Origin of the sequence: Cryobacterium sp. HLT2-28, assembly GCF_004402495.1 — a bacterium.
GTDB classification, from domain to species: Bacteria; Actinomycetota; Actinomycetes; order Actinomycetales; family Microbacteriaceae; genus Cryobacterium; species Cryobacterium mannosilyticum.
Map to the genome: position 1 here is coordinate 20,623 of NZ_SOFH01000006.1, position 16,770 is coordinate 37,392.

Below are 16,770 nucleotides of genomic sequence, written 5' to 3' on the forward strand. Positions count from 1 at the left end.
GAACGGCGCCGTTCAGCCCTGCCGCCGAGTGTACGCCCGCCCTGCAGAAGCACAGGGGGTTCCCCCTGCGACGCATCGGCAGCAGGCCCTGTGCCCGCTCTGGGATAGCAAGAACTTGGCTTGATAGCCGTGTGGCGCGATGACGACAGCAACCTGGAACACCTATCGCCGTTTTGGTAGTACCGCGGTAGTATTATGGTATGAAAATCAGTGTTAGTCTGCCAGACGAGGATGTTGCTGTCCTCGATGAATATGCTCGCGCTGCCGGCCTCTCGTCTAGGTCGGCCGCAGTGCACCACGCCGTGCGCATGCTGCGGCTTCCCGCTCTGGAGCAGAATTACGAGGCGGCCTGGAGCGAGTGGGAAGCCTCGGGTGACCTCGCGGTGTGGAGCGTGACCGCGGCTGACGGGATTGCCGATGCTGCGCGGTGAGATCCGGCTCGTGGATCTCGATCCGGTGCGAGGGAGCGAGGCCGACAAACGACGTCCGGCCGTAATCGTCAGCAACGATCGCGCGAATTCGATCGCGGCGCGGCTGGGCCGCGGAGTGGTCACCGTCGTGCCCGTCACCAGCAACACTGACCGGATCTTCCCTTTTCAGGCGCTGTTGCCCGCCGGCGCGACCGGGCTACCTCAGGACTCCAAGGCCCAGGCCGAGCAGGTGCGCTCGATCGCCGTCGAGCGGCTGGGCGCGATCCTCGGGCGTGCCCCTGCGGATGTCATGGAACAACTTGACGACGCATTACGTCTTCACCTGCAGCTGTAGCGACCCCACCGCTCCGCGGCGGGATCCGCTACCGGACTTTGGCGTGCCCGCTGAGGGTTCCACCTACGGGCATCCATCTCGGCGCCGCCCTGCGGTGACGCCAACCAGCGATAGCGAAGACAAGGCTCATTCGAGCTTCTTGAGCATCTTCACCGAGGTTGTCTCGTAGCCGAGGGAATCGTAAAGTCCCCTGGCACCGGTGTTGAATCCGAAGACGCTGAGGCCGAGAGAGCGCGCACCGTGTGAGCGTGCATATTCCTCGCCGAGCAGCATCGTTGTTCTCCCATGACCCTGGCCACGCTGGTCAGCGTTGATGAAAACGTCCCAGACCCACCACGCCCCCGGATCGGTGGTGACATCCTGCCCGATCCACAGATATCCCACTGCCGTGCCAACCTCGTTCATAACGTGAAAGACCTCATTGCCGGGGCTCTGAGTACTCTTCGGGAATGAACGAGCCATGCTCTCGACCGCTATGCGCCGAGCTTCCTCGTGTGATCGACCCTGGGCAAGTAAATCGCCGACATACTCCGCGCAGCTTTGCTCAATCCATGTCGGGAACTCGCTGGCCAAGATTCGCTGAAGGGTTACGGTCACCTCTCAATTCTTCCAGGCCGAGCCGTCGAGTTGCACCGACGGATTCCGAGAGCAGAGCGGGGACGGGCCGGAGGGCATGAACTATTGGATGAGGCCCTGGCCTAGATCTGTCACTCTTAGCGTTCCCTTGCGAACCCTGGACGCCATCAGCAGCCGCTCCCCCCTTCTCGCAGAATGAGTGCCGGGGATCGTCCGGGGATGGAGACGAATCTGAGCCCATGAGGCTGTCTCTGCCATCGCGCAACTATTCTGCGGAGAATCCGCCCGTTGCCAGGGAGTGTCGGAGACCAACCCGAACGGCCGGCCACTCACTCTGAATATTTGAGAATACGACGGTGTCCCGAAGCGCGCCGTCTGGTCCGACGGAGTGGCTGCGTAGCACTCCGTCCTGTTTCGCGCCCAATGCTGCTATCGCCTTTCTCGATATGCGGTTGTGCCAGTGAGTGCGAAATTCCACCGCGATGCAGTGCAAGTCGTCGAAGGCGTAGCCCAGCTGCAAAAGCTTGGCCTCGCGATTCGCCCCGGTGCCCTGAGCGCTTCTGGCCAGCCAGGTCGATCCAATCTCCACTCGCGGGGCATCGACGTTCGGATTCATGAAGGTCGTCATGCCGACTATCCGTCCTGTTGATGTAAGCCGGGTGGCCCAGGGCAGGACAAGTCCCTGTGCGTGAAGACGGAGCCGGCGGGCAATCTCTCCCGCCATCGACTCGGGGTGCGGTACCGCGGTGTACCAAGCGCGCCAGAGTTCACCCTCGTCCGCGGCCACACACAAATCACCCACATGATCCAGCGAGAGCGGTTCAAGGGTCACGAGCGGACCTGTGAGCGTGCACGATACTGAGAGATCCATGTTTTGACGCTATGGCACCTCGGAAACTCTTTGAGCTTGAATGAGGCGCTGATCACGGGCGGTTTTGAGGATCAAGCCGCGACACATCCGCTCAGTGGGTCGGAGCGTAAGGTGGACCGAATGATGCCAACGCCGATCCTTGTCCCTGCGGCATCGACCACGTCCGCTGAGGTAGAGGTCTCGCTTCAAACCGAAGTCGTGCCAGACGCGGACAGCACGCCGGGTCCCGGCCTGGTCCCGGAGCTACTGATCACCTCTCTCGAGGCGAGCCTGGATTTCTGGTGCCGTCTGTGCGGATTCGAGGTGCTCTACGACCGCCCCGACGAGGGGTTTGCCTACATCACCAGCGGCACGGCGCACATCATGCTCGAACAAAGAGGATCGGGACGGAACTGGATACCTGCCCCTCTGGAACCGCCTCTCGGCCGCGGGATCAACTTCCAGATCACTGTGGCGTCGATACAACCGCTGCTGAGTGCTCTCGACGCCGCGAGCTGGACCCTCTTCATGGAACCGGAGACGAAGTGGTACCGGACTGGCACGACCGAGGCCGGCGTAGCCCAGTTCCTGGTTCAGGACCCGGATGGATACTTGATCCGATTCCAAGCATCTCTGGGCCGCAGGCCTACCGGGGCCGGCACCCTTTAACCCTGCAGCCTGACGCCGCTCTGTAGGAGCAAGCTCACGCTTGGTCGGGTGTCTCGAGAACTACTGTGGATCGCATGACTCCAACGATGCCGATCCTTGTCTCCGCGACATCACCGACGTCTGCTGAAGCCCAGGACGTGTCACGTCGGTACTACGAGGAGCTTGTGAGTCGCTACTACGGGCGACCCGCCTCTCGACAGGAGACCCTGGACGCCCAGGCCGGATACCCCAGTGATGACCTGGTCGCACCACTGGGCATCCTTCTGCTGGCCCGCCAAGGAGCCACCGTTCTCGGCTGTGCAGGAATGCGGGTACGGCCCGGCGACATCGGCGAGGTGACCAGAGTCTTCGTGGAACCTGCGGCACGGGGTAGGGGCGTGGGACGCCTTCTCATGAAGGAACTAGAACGCAAATCCTTCGAATTCGGACTCCATGCGTTGCGGTTGGACACACGAACGGACCTCGTCGAAGCGCGAAGCCTGTACGCGTCCCTTGGCTACATCGAAGGGGAAGCGCACAATACCGACCCATACGCTAACCACTGGTTCCGGAAGGAACTGGCCTGACGTCCGATTCCTGACGCCCAGCGAAGGACTTGGCTGGTTGATGGTGCCCGGTTAACGTTCGGCTGCGCGACGGCACGCTGTGGGGCCCCAGAAGCTCAATGTCCTCTAATCCGCTAGCGGGATCTCCTCCAAGGTTCGCCACTCGTATTGCCGGTTGTCACGGTGGAGCTCAATGAGTGCGAGAACCGGCGAGACCCGGGCCGCGACCCGCTCCGGCTTGTGCTCCAGAGCACGTATGACTCCCCGTCCGTCCGCGTCAGCGTTGACGTAGGCCATCGTCACGTGTGGGACAAATGGAAAGCGGGCATCCTCAGGTGGAGCCGCTGCTCCCAAGGAGCCAGTCACTGCGTGGCGGAGCGTTGCCCTCAGCCTCGAAAGGGATTCGGTCGGTTCGACGATGAGCGAGACCGCCTCCCGCAGAACAACTGGTTCCTGGAAGGTGAGTGAGATCGGTGGCCCCCCAGCGATCTCGCCTCGAACCTGATCAATGACCGTGCGCACGTGCAGATCATTGACAGTCGTTGCATTCCCTACCCCGACGAGGGTTAGATGCAGCCATTCGATCGGTACAGGGTCCAGAAACGAGAAGCCGCTCAGGACTTCTTGATAGTCGAGGACGAGCCGCTGCAGCGCGGGCTCATGTTCAAAGGTGAGATGCCAGGTGTAGTAGCGAGTCCCTCTCTCCCAGCCGGAGCGCCACCACCAATGGTCTCGTAGATCGATTGCGCCTTCCCTGGCCTCGGCCGGCATGACGGTCCTTCCCCAAACATCAGTCCCGAGTGACAGCGTATGCAAAGGATCGGCCTGAATGCGCTGACGGTTCGTCAGATGGCACGTTCCTCGTCGGGGTTGTCGTCGGCGATGCGGGCGATTTCGGCTGCCAGGTCCGTGAATGCGGTGCGGAGCTCGGCTGGCTCCAGGATGGTGAGACGGGCGCCGATGAGTAGCAGCCATCTGGCCATTGCCTGGTAGCTGTCGGCACCCGCGTTCACAATGCACGTATTAGCGGTCTCCTCGGTGACCGTTCCCCAGGCCGGTCTGATCCAGGCGTCAACCTGTGCGCACGGAGCGTGCACGCGCACGGTTCCTGTGACCTGCCGCCATCCGGCCGCTAGTTGCGCTGTCACATACTCGTGCAGGTCCTCGGCTGGCGGTTGCCGCGGGTAGCTGGGCTTGTTCGTGATCTGCGTTTCGCTGAGCCGGTCGACGCGGAATGTGCGCCATCCAGAGGACTCGAGACTGTAGGCGAGGAGGTACCAGTGGCCCATCGTATGCACGAGGTGTAGCGGTTCGAGTTGCCGGTTTCCGATCTCGCCCGAGTAGCGGCGGTATTGGCACAGGAGTTGTCGGCGGTCGCGGCAGGCGCGCGCGAGGAGCACGAGCGTGGTGATGTTGACCGGTCCAGCCGATGGACCGATTGCTGTCCCCAGGTCGAGGCTGCTGGTGTGAGCCAGGAACGCCTCGACGACGGGCTGCAACCGGGGTGGCATGACCCGGTGCAGTTTGTCGAACGCGCTCAAGGCGCCCTCGGCGGTACCGGCGGTGTTGGCGACCATGTCCCGGAGGGAGACCATCACGGCGATGGCTTCGTCGGTGTCGAACATGAGGGGCGGCAGTGTTGCCCCGGCCTCGAGCTGATAGCCGCCGCCGGCACCCAGCACGGTCGTGACAGGGTAGCCGAGCTCCCGCAGCCTGCCGATGTCCCGCCGCACGGTGCGTGGCGTCACGTCAAGCTCTTCGGCGAGTTGCTCCGCGTTCCAGTCGCGCCGCCGCTGCAGGAGCGCCAGTAGTCGCAGCAGCCGCCCGGGCGTATCCCACATAGAAACCATCATCCCGTAAATAGCAGGACAAGACCTGTCCGCCTTGCCTGCGAGAGTGCGCTCATGGACACCACACACGACAGCACGATCACTTCCTTCCGCGTCGACATCCCGCAGGCAGACATCGACGACCTCACCTCCCGCCTTCGTACGACTCGGATACCTGCCCCGCTGCCTGGAAACGATTGGGACACGGGAATCCCCAGCGGCTACCTCCAGGATCTGGTCACCGACTGGGCCGAGGATTTCGATTGGCGGGCCTTCGAGGCGCGTCTGAACGAGGTCCCGCAGTTCATGACGGTCATCGACGGTCAGCGGATCCACTTCGCCCATGTTCGCTCTGCCGTGCCGGATGCGACGCCGGTGCTCCTCACCCATGGCTGGCCCGGATCGTTCCTTGAGTTCCTGCACCTCATCGGACCGCTCACTGACCCGGAGGCCTACGGCGGAGACAGGGCAGATGCCGTGCATCTGATCATCCCCTCGCTGCCCGGCTTCGGCTTCTCCACTCCGCTCAACAGCGCAGGCTGGACCACCGCGCACATCGCTGCGGCATGGGTCGAGCTGATGGACCGCCTCGGCTACGGGCGCTTCTTGGTGCAGGGCGGCGACCTCGGCGCCGTCATCTCCCCGGAAATCGCCCGCGTCGCCCCTAAACGCGTGATCGGCGTGCACATCAACGGAGCGCTGGGCTTCTCCGGCGATATCAGTGAGGACGACCGTGCCGCGATGAGCCCCCTCGATCAGGACCGAATGGCGCGCGTTCGCAGGTTCATGAACGAGGAGTATGGCTACATTTCCATCCAGTCCACCCGGCCGGGCCTCGTCGGCGTCGCCCTTGCCGACTCGCCTGTTGCCCAGTTGGCCTGGATGCTCGACAAGTTCCGTTCCTGGACCTGGCCACTCGAGACCCTGCCTGATGAGATCCTCGGGCGCGAGTGGATCCTGGCGAACGCCTCGCTGTACTGGTTCACCGCCAGCGGCGGCTCGTCCGCTTACGTCGGCTACGCCCAAAATTCCTGGGGCGCCACGCCAGCAAACTCTGGAGTGCCGACCGCAGCTATCCAGTTCGCGCACGACGTCGGCATCCGCTCACAATCCATCCAAGCGAATACGATCGTTCGATGGAACGACTTCGAAGATCACGGCGGCCACTTCGCCGCCCTCGAAGAGCCCGAACTTCTCATCAATGACCTCCGCGGCTTCCTGCACCAACTGAAGGAGAAGGACTAGCCTAAGGCTCTCTACTTCTGCAGCCCAACTAACCGATAGGGCGTCGTGTAGAGGGTTCCTGTACTCGGCCTCCCGAACGATATCCCCAAACGAGGGAGTGCCCGGAGGTGCGGGAGCACCGATAGCTTTGCACCCGACACGTTGAACACTCTTCGACGATTCAACTTGCGAGGCAACTTCACGCAGAGACGGAGAAGAACATGGGCTTCCCCGTGGATAGCTCCCAGCCGAGCAAGAGGAGTCGGCTTCGGAAATGGCTGACGGGCGCCCTCATTGCGTTGGTCGTGCTGGCATCCCCATTCGTCGTAATGGAAGTCGCGTTCAACATCGCCACGGCACCGATGGTGGCCATCGCGGACAAAATGCGTCCCGATCCGAGCTGGAGCGAGGATGGCCACAACGTGGCTGGCGGACCCTTCTGCATTCGCTACACGGTGCCTTGCGACAGCATGTGGCGCGCCTACCGGACTGAACAGCACGTGACTCCCGCCGATGTACAACGGATCAGCGATGAAGCGCTTGGCGGTGCGAAAGTTGAAGGTGACTGCGAGACTTCGCCGCTTCCGGCCGGGCTCACCGGGGCGTACACGGCCTGCTCGGCAACAGGGATCATTGACGGGTATGACGTGGAGATCAAAGTCTTGAAACTCGCGGATTATGACGACGTCGAGCGGATCATTCAATTCAAATTGAGCAGCATCAAGAACCGCTAACCGTTCCCGCCACCGCGTCGAGCCATCACTCCTATCGCTCCGCATTTTCGACGCGTCGTCGAAGTCCGTTCACGGTTCGCCGATCGGGGACGAATTCCCCCGCGCTTACTTGCACTGTTTCGATAGCACAATCTTGTGCTACTTTTACAGCACAATGCTCGCGATGCTCGCGAGGGATTCGATCTTCTGGGGGCCTAGATGAACTTCCTCTTTCTCTTCGTGCACGCCGTTCAAGATCTACTACCTCTGGAAGTGGCCATCACCTTCGGCCTGGTCCTCTTCGCTCTGTCGTGGGTTCGACCCCGGCGCATGGTTTCACTCCCCCAGACCGGGCGGCGCACGGCCACTCTCACCTGGGCGGGAGTGGCGGGTTCCTTGCTCGTGGTTGTCGTCGCGACGGCAGTCAGCGCGATCGCCGTGTCGACCTATGACGCATCCGGGTATGACGGTTGGTGGCGTAGGCCGGCTCCGCTATTCGCGGCGACACTCGTGGTGGCTGCGGCGGCCGTAGCGCTTCGACGGATGCCACTTCCCGCGCCGGGAGAGCGTTCAATTGTTCCCCGCCGCCCGTGGCATGCGTTTGCGTCTCGTACCTTGCTCTGGATCTCCGGAATCACCGCGACGTTGCTCGCACTGACGGCAGCGTGGCAGATTGCGATCGCCAGGACGGCGCCTGCAGACGGACCGTTTTTCGGAAACGTTCCCGACTACACCGACCTGCCGATCTACATGAGCTTCAACAGCGGGTACGGCTACCTATCCGGGGCAGGATGGCCGAACCATCTCGCCACTCTCGTGGCGCTCGCACTGGCCTGCGCCGTCTTTTTCGCCGTGCTGCACACGGACGCCAACCGGCCCGTGTTTGCCCGATCGACCGCCTCCAGCGCGCGCTCGGAACGAGAACTAACCGCTCGACTGTTCACGTACATCCTGCTCGGTGGACTCATCACCACGCTCGGAGCCGTGTGGATGCACACCGGTTCCTCCGGGCAAGCTCTGGTCGGATTAGACGAGCAATGGGTCTCCGACAATCAGTCCTACCCGCGCATTCTCGTAGCCGGTGGCTACGACGCGATCGCCCGCCCCATGAACCTCCTGGGCTATGCATTCCAGGCTGGCGGAGTCGCGTTCCTCCTCCGACTTGCAGTCGACACCGCCCGAGCCGCACTCGCGACACGACGCTCACGCCTCGCAACACCGGAGCATGAAGTCTCGACCAACGGACCACGGCGATGACCGGGACCACGCCAAGCTCTGCGGATGAAATCGATGCGCTCTTCCGCGGAGCGATCCGCTCCGGACAACTCGGTGACGGCGAACGCCTGCCAACCGTCCGACAAACCGCACGAGATTTCAGCGTCGCACAGGCCACAGCCGCAAAGGCCTACAAATCTTTGGAACGCGACGGACTCATCGTCACCCGCACCGCCGCCGGCACCCGCGTGGCCCCTGGCGCATCCCGGGCGCCACAGGCGGTCATCGAGCACGCCCGCGCACTCGCGGAAGCAAGCGAAGGCGCACTCGTCACCCTCGAAGACACCATCGCAATCCTCCGCGCAGTCTGGCGAACAGAAGCGACGTGACGTTCCCCCTTCGGGGACATCGCTCATCGTTTGGAGAGCACTTTCCCGCGGTCGGGTAGAAGTTCTCCCGATGGGGACGTGGCTGGCGGCTTACCTAGTTGGGAGGAGCGAGGCGCTCAATGCACTCTTCCGCTGCCATACCGTCTTGAACGGAATCATCACCGGTCAAGTCAGCTCGTGGACTCACCGAACCATGTTGGCCATCTCCGGCAGCTTCCCAGCCCTGATCGGCGAGGCAAGCGATCATCTCCACCTGCCACGCCGACAAATCTTCTTCAGGCTCGGTCGAAGCGAGTGGAGTACTGATAGCTGACGTCGTCGAAGGGACTGGTGCGGCTGAGTTCGAACAGCCGGCCAGAAGCAGGATGGCTATCGCCGAAAGTCCCATAAGTGCCCGAGAGTGGTGACGTTGCGTCATAAGTTGTTCCCCCTGCGCCAATGCTAGTGCGCACCCCGAGCAATATGATGGGTTCCAAGTTTCGTGGGCGCCGCCATCTGAAACCTCACTTGGTCGTGACAAATACGCGCCGTGCGGTGCCCGCGCGATCGTGCAGGCCTCGACGCCGAGATGCATACGACCTAGAGATCGGGGCACCGCATGACTCAGTCACGTGGCTATGCCGGGCTATGGCAAATACTGGGGGCATTCCTGTCCTTCCTCGCCAAGGGCATCGGTGCCGGGCTGTCCTCGATCGCCACCATGACTTTCGGAGGCCGAGCGGCCCCCGGCGACCTGCCAACATCGCCGCCGGCGAAAGAGTATCGACCGTAGACGACCCGCGCAGCTGACGCACTCAGCAGGCCCAAACTTGGCACTGTCCAAGATCAGCGGATGTGCCCTACGTTCATGGTCATGGGAAGTCAGGAGAGAAATGCACCCGAACCGAAAACGGATCGTGAAGGCAGCGGTAGTAACGCTTGGTTCCTTCGCCTGCATCTTTCTGGGCCTTCTAGGTTGGGTCACGGCCTACGTTGAATGGTCGTCCCAGAATGTACTTGATGCCAGCCATCTACTTCCTAGCGTGCTGATTCCGACCTTCTTACTCATCGTTGGCATCCTGTCGGTCGTGAACTTCATTCGAGGCGTCCGCGGGGCAAACAAGCGGCAGTCCTAGAGGTGCTGCAGCAGTCCCGCCAGGGGTTCCCTTACTGAGACAGACCAAGGTCGACGGTGCAGATGGAGACACAGGCGTGTAGCCGAATCCGAGCCAAAGTTTGGCACCCGACCGGCCCTGGCCGACACCGGGCCGACCAATTGGTCACCGGCCTCCGAGTTGGGCGTCTTGAGAGTCTGGGGTCTCCTAGGAGGGCGGCGCCAGCCGCTGCAGCACCGTCGCCGGCTCCGACTTCACCGTGCGGTCCGGCTCGGCGTAGTGAGCCTTCGTCGTCGACGTCGAGGTGTGTCCAAGCATGTGTCGGCCGCAGCCTGGATGCCCAACTCGTTGGCGAGCAACGTCGCCCCGGCACGACGAAAGGAGTGCGGGGTGATTTCCATGCCCTCGAGGCCGGCGTTCCGGAGGATGCCCCGAAACGTGCGTCTGACGTTGTACGGCGTGAGTGGAGTGCCTTTCCGTGAAAAGAACAGCAAGTGCTCAGCGTCCGCCGGATCAATGAGCGCCAAGCGCTGGCGAATCACGTCGGCCGCGAATTGCGGTGCGGCAATGACGCGGTTCGACTCGTGAGTCTTCGGGTGCGCCTGACGGAGAGTACCGGCGCCGTTGTGCACGACGAGGGTGCCGCTGATGTTCACTCGCGGCGGGTCGGCATCCATGTCTACATCGCATTGCCGATGTGCCAGTGCCTCCCCGATCCGCGTCGCCGTGCCGAGCATCACCTCGATGATGTCTCGCACCTGCCCGTCGGAGCGTGGTCCCATCGTGCCCGCCGCCGTGCGCCAGTCGTGGGTAACGAGGCGGATGGCGGCTATCTGCTCCGTCGTGAGCGCCTTCGGGGTATGAGGGGGCTTCTTCATCCGCGAGGTCTCCTTCACGGGATTGCGCGCGATGATCTCCCGTCGCACCGCGAACGCCAAGATCATGCTGAGGATCGTGCGGGAGTGCTTCGCTCGCGTGTAGGACTTTTCACGCTGCTTCTTCAGGAACAGCTCGATCCGGCCGACGGTCACTTCGCGAATGGTGAAGTGCTCGAAGAAGGGCAGCACGAGCACGCGCAACTCCCGCTTGTAGGTGTCCTTTGTTCCTTGGGCACGGTCGACGTCGAGCATCACGTCCTCCAGCCAGGCGTCGGCGAGCATCGGGAATGGCGAGCCCGCATTCAGCGTCACCTATGCCGCCGGTGCGCATGCGCCCGGCCAGTTCGACTTTGAGCGCTGCCTGTGCCGCATTACGACTCGAACGAGTCGCTGTGACCTTCCGCGACTGACCATCCCAGTCGCGGAAGCGTGTGGTCGCTCGGAAGATCCCGGGACTCACCTGTCGCGTAGTGATTTCGCCGAATGTGCTGATCGGTAGTCGGGGTCGTCCGGCCACTAGCACTCAGTCCCGCTGCCGCTGAGGGATCGTTCGGGTTCATGGAGTCCGTCCAGCCATTGGCGAACGTCAGAGACGCGGTAGTGGATCTCCCGGCCGACTCGAATGCCGGACGGGCCGCGGCCGTCGGTGCGCAGGTCGTAGATGGCCTGCACGTGCACGCCGAGATATTCGGCGAGCTCGCTTGTAGTCAGTACAGGCTCGAGGCCGAGCCCGAAGAGTCGTTCGCTGTCCATATCCTGTAGGTGTTCGAGGTCACCCCAACCCAATCGAACTGGATCGTGCAGCTTCCCTACAAGCACCCCGAAACGGCGGGAACTTTGGAATAGACGGTGAATAAACGGATAGTGCATCAAGTCTTGCCCTTTCAGTGAGGACAAGAAACCCTGATCAGATATTAATTAAAGTAGGGCGGCCGGGACTTGAACCCGGGACCGACGGATTATGAGTCCGCTGCTCTAACCAGCTGAGCTACCGCCCCAAAAACCGCGGTTACTCCGGGGAGTGTGCGGCAGCCTCGGAGGTGATCGTGTCAACCACGGGTTCCCCACGATACAGGCACTCGAAAGTGTTCAGGGTGCGGTTGATGTCGTGCACACCGATCAGTTTCAGCGACTCGCGCTTGAGCGCGGCGAGTTCGTCGGGAGCCGCGGTGAGCACCTGGGTGAGCTTGGCGGCCATGTCCTTGGCGCTGCCCGGCTCGAAGAGGTACCCGTTCTGACCGTCGTGCACGAGGTGCGGCAGGGCCATCGCGTTCGCGGCGACCACAGGAAGCCCGGAGGCCATGGCCTCCATCGTGGCGATGCTCTGCAACTCCGCAATGGACGGCATCGCGAAGACCGTCGATCGCGTATACGCGGCGCGCAGCTCCTCGTCGGTCACATACCCGGTGAAGGTGACCCGGTTGCGGATGCCGAGCGTCTGGGCCAGGTGCTCGAGATTGCGTTTCTGGTCGCCGCCGCCGACGATCTCGACCTTGACGTCCAGGTCGGGTGACAGCAGGGTCACGGCGTGCAGGAGCACATCGATCTGCTTCTCCCCGGTGACGCGTCCGACGAAGAGGATTCGGTTCTCGGTGCGCGGTTCGAAGCTTGGCGCGTAGTTGTGCGCGTCGATGCCGCACGAAATCGCGTGGACGCCCTCAAGCCCGGTGTAGCGCTCGAGGAACTCGGCGGCACGCACGGTCGGCGTGGTCACGGCTTCGGCGCGGCCGAAGGTGCGGCGTGCGGCCTTCCAGGCGCCCCTGACCATGCCCTCGTGCAGCCACTTGGGCAGCAGGGTGAATTCGAGCATGTTCTCCGGCATGAAGTGATTCGTGCCGATGATGCGGATCCCGCGCTTGGCGGCTTCGATGGTGACGCCGCGGCCCACGTTGATGTGGGACTGGAAGTGCACGACATCCGGTTTGAACGTGTCGAGGATGCGGCGGCTTTCCGCGTGGATCAGCCACGGCAGGGCGAAGCGCAGCCAGTCGTGCGGGTACCAGCGCCAGCTCTTCAGGCGGTGCACGACCATCGGCTGGCCTTCGTGGAATTCGGTCCAGGTGCCGTGCTTGCGGGACGGCGCGGGTGCCATGATCTGCACCTCGTGGCCGCGCGCGACCAGGCCGGCGGCGAGCCGCTCGGCGAAGCGTGCCGCACCGTTGACGTCAGGGGCAAAAGTGTCCGCGGCGATGAGAACCCGAATCGGCTTCTTCGTTGCCGGCTCGACACGGGAGGCGTCGCTCGGCAAATCGGTCGAATCTGACAAGTGGAATTGTCCCAACGTAAGTGAGCCGGAGGTCGTCATCCGGCAAGAAATCAAGGATTCATCGGCGCGCACACCGACGAGGTCTTCTAGCACCCTATTCTAAACCGTCGTGACTACAGCCATTCCCGGCACCGGCGCGTCACTGCGCGGAGCCGCGGAGGGGCATCGCACAAGCGGAACGAGGGTGCCGGCGGATGCTATCCCGCGGCCTGCGGGTGGTAGCGGGCGAGCAGGAAGACGCCGTAGATCGCGATGGCACCGGCGACGATGAAGGCCACGGCCGCCCAGGCCGGCGCCTGCGCCACCTCGCCGAGCACGACGATTCCGATGCCGACCGCGATCAGCGGGTCGATCACGGTCAGGCCGGCGATCACCAGGTCGGGCGGACCGGACGCGTATGCGTTCTGCACGAAGTAGGCCCCGAGGGTCGCGCCGAGCAGCAGCCCGGCCACGCAGGTCAGCGTCAGCCACTCGAAGTTGCCGTTCTGGGTGCGGTTGATGATCACCTTCGCGAGGGTCGCGACGAATCCATAGAGAACTCCGGCGCCGATGATGTACAGGATCGCCGGGAAGCGGGTGCGCAGAAAGCCGAAGAGGCCCCCGAACACGAGCAGGACACCGCCCAGCATGATCAGGATCGTGACGAGGTTCGCATCCGTGACCGGCTTGTCGACGGCGGTGAACGCGGCGACAGTGACGAAAAGTCCGACCCCGCCCACGCACATGCCGATGGCGATCTTGGACGCCCGGTTGACCTTCACGCCGGAGACGCGCGCGTTGAGGATCGAGGTGATCACGAGGGCCACCGCGCCGAGAGGCTGGACCACGATGATCGGCGCGAAGTTGAGGCTGGACAACTGGAAGAGGATGGCCAGGCCGAGCATCAGCGTGCCGAACACCCAGGAGGGCCGGCCCAGCAGGAGGGCGAGCTGGCGCGGGTTGAGCCCGCCGGTGACCTCCACGGTCCTGGCCTCGACCTTGGTCACCCCGCGGTGCTGAAACTGCGCCCCGAGGGAGAGGAAGACCGCGCCGACCAGGGCGAGCGGGATTCCGATGGCCTGGCGGGGATCGATCGTGAGGTCCACAGCCAAGTCAGTCAGGTCGAGGGTCACTCAATGACCCTATCGAGAACCAGCCCGTTATCCTTGCTGAATGGCCGTGCGAGCAATTGTTATTTCCGGAGATCCCGTTCTCCACTCCCCCGCAGCATCCGTCGAGGAATTCGACGATGACCTGCGCGTCCTGGTACAGGACATGTACGAGACAATGGATGCCGCCCCCGGCGTCGGCCTCGCCGCGCCCCAGGTCGGCGTGCCGCTGCGCCTCTTCACCTACAGCTACCTCGACGATGACGACCGGTCATGGCGTGGTGTGGCTATCAACCCTGAACTGTGGATCACCCCGGTCCCGGCCGGTGAAGCGGACGAGGACGAGGACGTCGAAGGCTGCCTGTCCTACCCGGGCGAACGTTTCCCCCTCCTGCGCTCCCCGTCGGCGATCCTGCGCGCGGTCGACCTGGACCAGGAGCCGTTCGAGATCCATGCCGAGGGCTGGCTGGCCCGGATCTTCCAGCACGAATACGACCACCTCGACGGCACGCTCTACGTGGACCGTCTCGAGCATTTCTACGCGAAGATCGCCAACAAGGTCACCCGCAAACGCGGCTGGGGCATCCCCGACCTCAGCTGGGTCCCCGGGGTCGACAACCTCGAGGACTGAGCCACCGGGACACGGCCACCTCCCGCTCAGCGGGAGAGGTCGACGCCGTGCACACCGTTGTGGAAACGCAGCGACGGGAAGATCGCGGACACGGAGAATCCGACGCCGGGCACGGTGCCGGCTTTGAAGACACCGCCGAACAACTCGGCCCGTTCCCGCATCTGGGTGATCCCCGCACCGCTGATGCTCTCACTGAGCGCCTTGAGGTCGTCGTCGATCGTGTAACTGGTGCGGGCGGCGAACTCCCCCGCATCGGCGCTTGAACGCCGGGCGCCGGCACGAATGCCGTCGTCGTCGACCTGCAGCTGCAGGCCGTCCCGGGTCCAGGTGAAGGTGATCTTCGCCTCCGTACCCGGGCCGCCGTGCTTGAGGGAGTTGGCCAGCGCGCTCTGGAGAATCCGGAAGATGGCCAGCTCAGCGCCTGGCTTGAGCGGGAACCGCTCGCCCGCCTCGGTGAAACCCACGACGAGGCCGGCATCGCGCATAACCCGGAAGAGGTCCCTGGCCGACTGGAGGCCCGGCTGCGCGGTGGCGACGGATTCGCCCTCGCGCACGATGGTGAGCACCCGGCGCATGTCCGCGAGGGCGCCGCGCCCGTCCTCGGCGAGGGCAGTGGCGGCCCGCACCGCGCTGGACGGGTCTGTCTCGGCCGTGTACCTGGCCGCCTCGGCCCCGGTGACCAACCGGGAGACGGCCAGCACCGCGATGTCCTGGAGCTCGCGGATGATGCCGAGTCGGCCCTGCTGCTCAGCGAGGCTCAGCTCGAGGTCGATCCGCAGCTGCTCGGCCGCGGACTGGTTGACGGCGACTCGCCGCGCTCGCAGCCACAGCACGAGCAACAGCACGGAGAGGACTGCCAGCACGATGCTCGCGATCAACCAGAAATCCATGGACTACGCCTTTCCTGCGGCGGCTAGTGCCCCGGGTGCAAAAAAGGCCACCCGGGGTGGAGCCCTAGGTGGCCTTTAGCTCCCCGACTTGGACTCGAACCAAGAACCTGCGCATTAACAGTGCGCTGCTCTGCCAATTGAGCTATCGAGGAATGCTTGAACAACTCTGTTACTTTATCAAAAGTTCGGCATCTGCCAAATCGGGGCCTGGGTTCAGTACCCGATCCGGGCGTCGACGACGCCGACGAACCGCCCATCGCCAAGGAACGCTCTCACATTCAACCGGATGCGTTCAGCAAGGAGGGGCGCCGTCATCTCGGGCGTGTCTGCCGAGTGCGGTGTGATCAGGCACCGCGGTTCGCTCCACAGCGGATGCCCGTCGGGCAGCGGCTCCGGGTCGGTCACGTCCAGGGCCGCGCCGGCGATGGAGCCGGCGGCCAGGGCCGCCACCAGCGCGTCCGTGTCGACCAGCGGCCCCCGTGCGATGTTGACCAGGTTCGCCTCCGGACGCATCAGCGCGAGCTCTACCGCCCCGATCAGGTGCCGGGTGGCCTCTGTCAGCGCTGCGGCGACGATGACCAGATCGGCCTCGGGCAGAACCTCGGACAGGGCATCCGTCGGCACGGTGCGGTCCGCGCCGGGTACCGGCCGGCTGCTGCGGCGCACCACGGTGATGCGGGCCCCGAACGGCTCCAGCAGCCGGATGAGTTCCAGGGCGATCCCCCCGGCGCCGATGATGACCACGGAACGGCCGTACAGCGAGCGACCCTCCGGCACGGTGGACCAGCTTGAGGCCCTGGCCCGCGTGGGCAGAACGCGGAGCAGGGCCAGTGCGAGGGCGAGCGCATGTTCGGCCACCGGCTGGGCGTAGGCGCCCTTGGCGCTGGTCCAGAGCAGGTCCGGACGGGCCTGCGCGGCCAGGACGGCGCTGAACGCGTCGACGCCGGCCCAGGGCAGCTGCACCCACTGGATTTGCGGGTTGGCGGCCAGGGTGGCCCCGAGCAGGTCGGCCTGGGCGTAGGAGAGCCAGATCAATCCCCGGGTCGCGGGCGACAACTCCGCCACCTCCCCCTCGGCGGCGCGGACGGCCGCTGTGAAGACCTCTGCGGGCCGTGGCAGCACGGCGATCGGACCGCGGGCCGGGCGCA

The 16,770-nt window shown here is 64.0% G+C and carries 19 protein-coding genes and 2 tRNA genes; 9 read left to right on the forward strand and 12 right to left on the reverse strand.

The genetic code is table 11. From position 1 onward, the window contains the following. Positions 1 to 200 precede the first annotated feature (200 nt). Both E3O48_RS01950 and E3O48_RS01955 read left to right on the forward strand, forming a co-directional pair. Entirely contained in the window at positions 201 to 431 is a 231-nt protein-coding gene (locus tag E3O48_RS01950; RefSeq protein WP_134537140.1) for a ribbon-helix-helix domain-containing protein, read from the forward strand. Further along, positions 418 to 765, forward strand: coding sequence for a type II toxin-antitoxin system PemK/MazF family toxin (locus E3O48_RS01955; RefSeq protein WP_134508712.1), 348 nt, complete (start codon positions 418 to 420; stop codon positions 763 to 765). The genes E3O48_RS01950 and E3O48_RS01955 overlap by 14 nt, the downstream gene beginning before the upstream one ends. A gap of 126 nt (positions 766 to 891) precedes the next feature. Here E3O48_RS01955 and E3O48_RS01960 read toward each other — a convergent pair whose 3' ends face one another. Next, positions 892 to 1,362, reverse strand: coding sequence for an N-acetyltransferase (locus E3O48_RS01960; RefSeq protein ID WP_134508710.1), 471 nt, complete (start codon positions 1,360 to 1,362; stop codon positions 892 to 894). A gap of 244 nt (positions 1,363 to 1,606) precedes the next feature. Next, positions 1,607 to 2,212: a GNAT family N-acetyltransferase gene (locus tag E3O48_RS01965; protein ID WP_134508708.1), complete on the reverse strand. Its 606-nt coding sequence runs from the start codon at positions 2,210 to 2,212 to the stop codon at positions 1,607 to 1,609. A gap of 36 nt (positions 2,213 to 2,248) precedes the next feature. Here E3O48_RS01965 and E3O48_RS01970 point away from each other — a divergent pair, with 36 nt between their 5' ends. Then, positions 2,249 to 2,860 (forward strand): VOC family protein, encoded by a 612-nt coding sequence (locus E3O48_RS01970; RefSeq protein WP_198413009.1) that lies wholly within the window; start codon positions 2,249 to 2,251, stop codon positions 2,858 to 2,860. Between the two features lie 86 nt (positions 2,861 to 2,946). Continuing rightward, positions 2,947 to 3,426, forward strand: a complete 480-nt coding sequence (locus E3O48_RS01975) for a GNAT family N-acetyltransferase (RefSeq protein ID WP_206751280.1) — start codon at positions 2,947 to 2,949, stop codon at positions 3,424 to 3,426. Between the two features lie 105 nt (positions 3,427 to 3,531). Here E3O48_RS01975 and E3O48_RS01980 read toward each other — a convergent pair whose 3' ends face one another. Both E3O48_RS01980 and E3O48_RS01985 read right to left on the reverse strand, forming a co-directional pair. Further along, the gene (locus E3O48_RS01980) at positions 3,532 to 4,176 is read right to left on the reverse strand and encodes a 2'-5' RNA ligase family protein (protein WP_166788587.1); all 645 of its coding nucleotides are present in this window, start codon (positions 4,174 to 4,176) and stop codon (positions 3,532 to 3,534) included. Positions 4,177 to 4,250: 74 nt separating this feature from the next. Continuing rightward, complete coding sequence (locus E3O48_RS01985; protein WP_166788588.1) at positions 4,251 to 5,246, reverse strand: YafY family protein; 996 nt, start codon at positions 5,244 to 5,246, stop codon at positions 4,251 to 4,253. Between the two features lie 63 nt (positions 5,247 to 5,309). On the opposite strand from E3O48_RS01985, the gene E3O48_RS01990 reads away from it, so the two are divergent. The 4 genes from E3O48_RS01990 (at position 5,310) to E3O48_RS02005 (ending at position 8,775) form a co-directional block, all read left to right on the forward strand. Continuing rightward, positions 5,310 to 6,479, forward strand: coding sequence for an epoxide hydrolase family protein (locus tag E3O48_RS01990; protein ID WP_134537143.1), 1,170 nt, complete (start codon positions 5,310 to 5,312; stop codon positions 6,477 to 6,479). Positions 6,480 to 6,679: 200 nt separating this feature from the next. Then, positions 6,680 to 7,192 (forward strand): hypothetical protein, encoded by a 513-nt coding sequence (locus E3O48_RS01995; protein WP_134537144.1) that lies wholly within the window; start codon positions 6,680 to 6,682, stop codon positions 7,190 to 7,192. Positions 7,193 to 7,573: 381 nt separating this feature from the next. Further along, on the forward strand, positions 7,574 to 8,428 hold the full coding sequence (locus tag E3O48_RS02000; RefSeq protein WP_134537145.1) for a hypothetical protein: 855 nt from the start codon (positions 7,574 to 7,576) through the stop codon (positions 8,426 to 8,428). Next, positions 8,425 to 8,775 (forward strand): GntR family transcriptional regulator, encoded by a 351-nt coding sequence (locus E3O48_RS02005; protein ID WP_134537146.1) that lies wholly within the window; start codon positions 8,425 to 8,427, stop codon positions 8,773 to 8,775. The genes E3O48_RS02000 and E3O48_RS02005 overlap by 4 nt, the downstream gene beginning before the upstream one ends. 1,348 nt (positions 8,776 to 10,123) lie before the next feature. Here the strand turns inward: E3O48_RS02005 and E3O48_RS02010 are convergent. The 5 genes from E3O48_RS02010 to E3O48_RS02030 all read right to left on the reverse strand — a co-directional run bounded on the left by E3O48_RS02010 (position 10,124) and on the right by E3O48_RS02030 (position 14,125). After that, entirely contained in the window at positions 10,124 to 11,059 is a 936-nt protein-coding gene (locus E3O48_RS02010; RefSeq protein WP_134537147.1) for a tyrosine-type recombinase/integrase, read from the reverse strand. A 204-nt stretch (positions 11,060 to 11,263) separates the two neighbouring features. Then, complete coding sequence (locus E3O48_RS02015; protein WP_134537148.1) at positions 11,264 to 11,500, reverse strand: AlpA family transcriptional regulator; 237 nt, start codon at positions 11,498 to 11,500, stop codon at positions 11,264 to 11,266. 171 nt (positions 11,501 to 11,671) lie between these two features. Further along, a tRNA-Ile gene (locus E3O48_RS02020) sits at positions 11,672 to 11,745 on the reverse strand. Positions 11,746 to 11,756: 11 nt separating this feature from the next. Continuing rightward, positions 11,757 to 13,013: a glycosyltransferase gene (locus E3O48_RS02025; protein ID WP_241982360.1), complete on the reverse strand. Its 1,257-nt coding sequence runs from the start codon at positions 13,011 to 13,013 to the stop codon at positions 11,757 to 11,759. Between the two features lie 197 nt (positions 13,014 to 13,210). Beyond that, a complete protein-coding gene (locus tag E3O48_RS02030) occupies positions 13,211 to 14,125 on the reverse strand; it encodes a DMT family transporter (RefSeq protein WP_134508682.1) in 915 nt (304 codons plus the stop codon). A 40-nt stretch (positions 14,126 to 14,165) separates the two neighbouring features. Here E3O48_RS02030 and def point away from each other — a divergent pair, with 40 nt between their 5' ends. Next, positions 14,166 to 14,732, forward strand: a complete 567-nt coding sequence (gene def, locus E3O48_RS02035; RefSeq protein WP_134508680.1) for a peptide deformylase — start codon at positions 14,166 to 14,168, stop codon at positions 14,730 to 14,732. 26 nt (positions 14,733 to 14,758) lie between these two features. On the opposite strand, the gene E3O48_RS02040 is transcribed toward def, so the two are convergent. From E3O48_RS02040 to E3O48_RS02050, 3 genes are all read right to left on the reverse strand, one after another. Then, on the reverse strand, positions 14,759 to 15,622 hold the full coding sequence (locus E3O48_RS02040) for a sensor histidine kinase (RefSeq protein WP_134508678.1): 864 nt from the start codon (positions 15,620 to 15,622) through the stop codon (positions 14,759 to 14,761). A 79-nt stretch (positions 15,623 to 15,701) separates the two neighbouring features. Then, positions 15,702 to 15,774, reverse strand: a tRNA-Asn gene (locus E3O48_RS02045). A 61-nt stretch (positions 15,775 to 15,835) separates the two neighbouring features. Further along, on the reverse strand, positions 15,836 to 16,744 hold the full coding sequence (locus tag E3O48_RS02050; protein WP_370248948.1) for a D-isomer specific 2-hydroxyacid dehydrogenase family protein: 909 nt from the start codon (positions 16,742 to 16,744) through the stop codon (positions 15,836 to 15,838). Between the last annotated feature and the right edge of the window lie 26 nt (positions 16,745 to 16,770).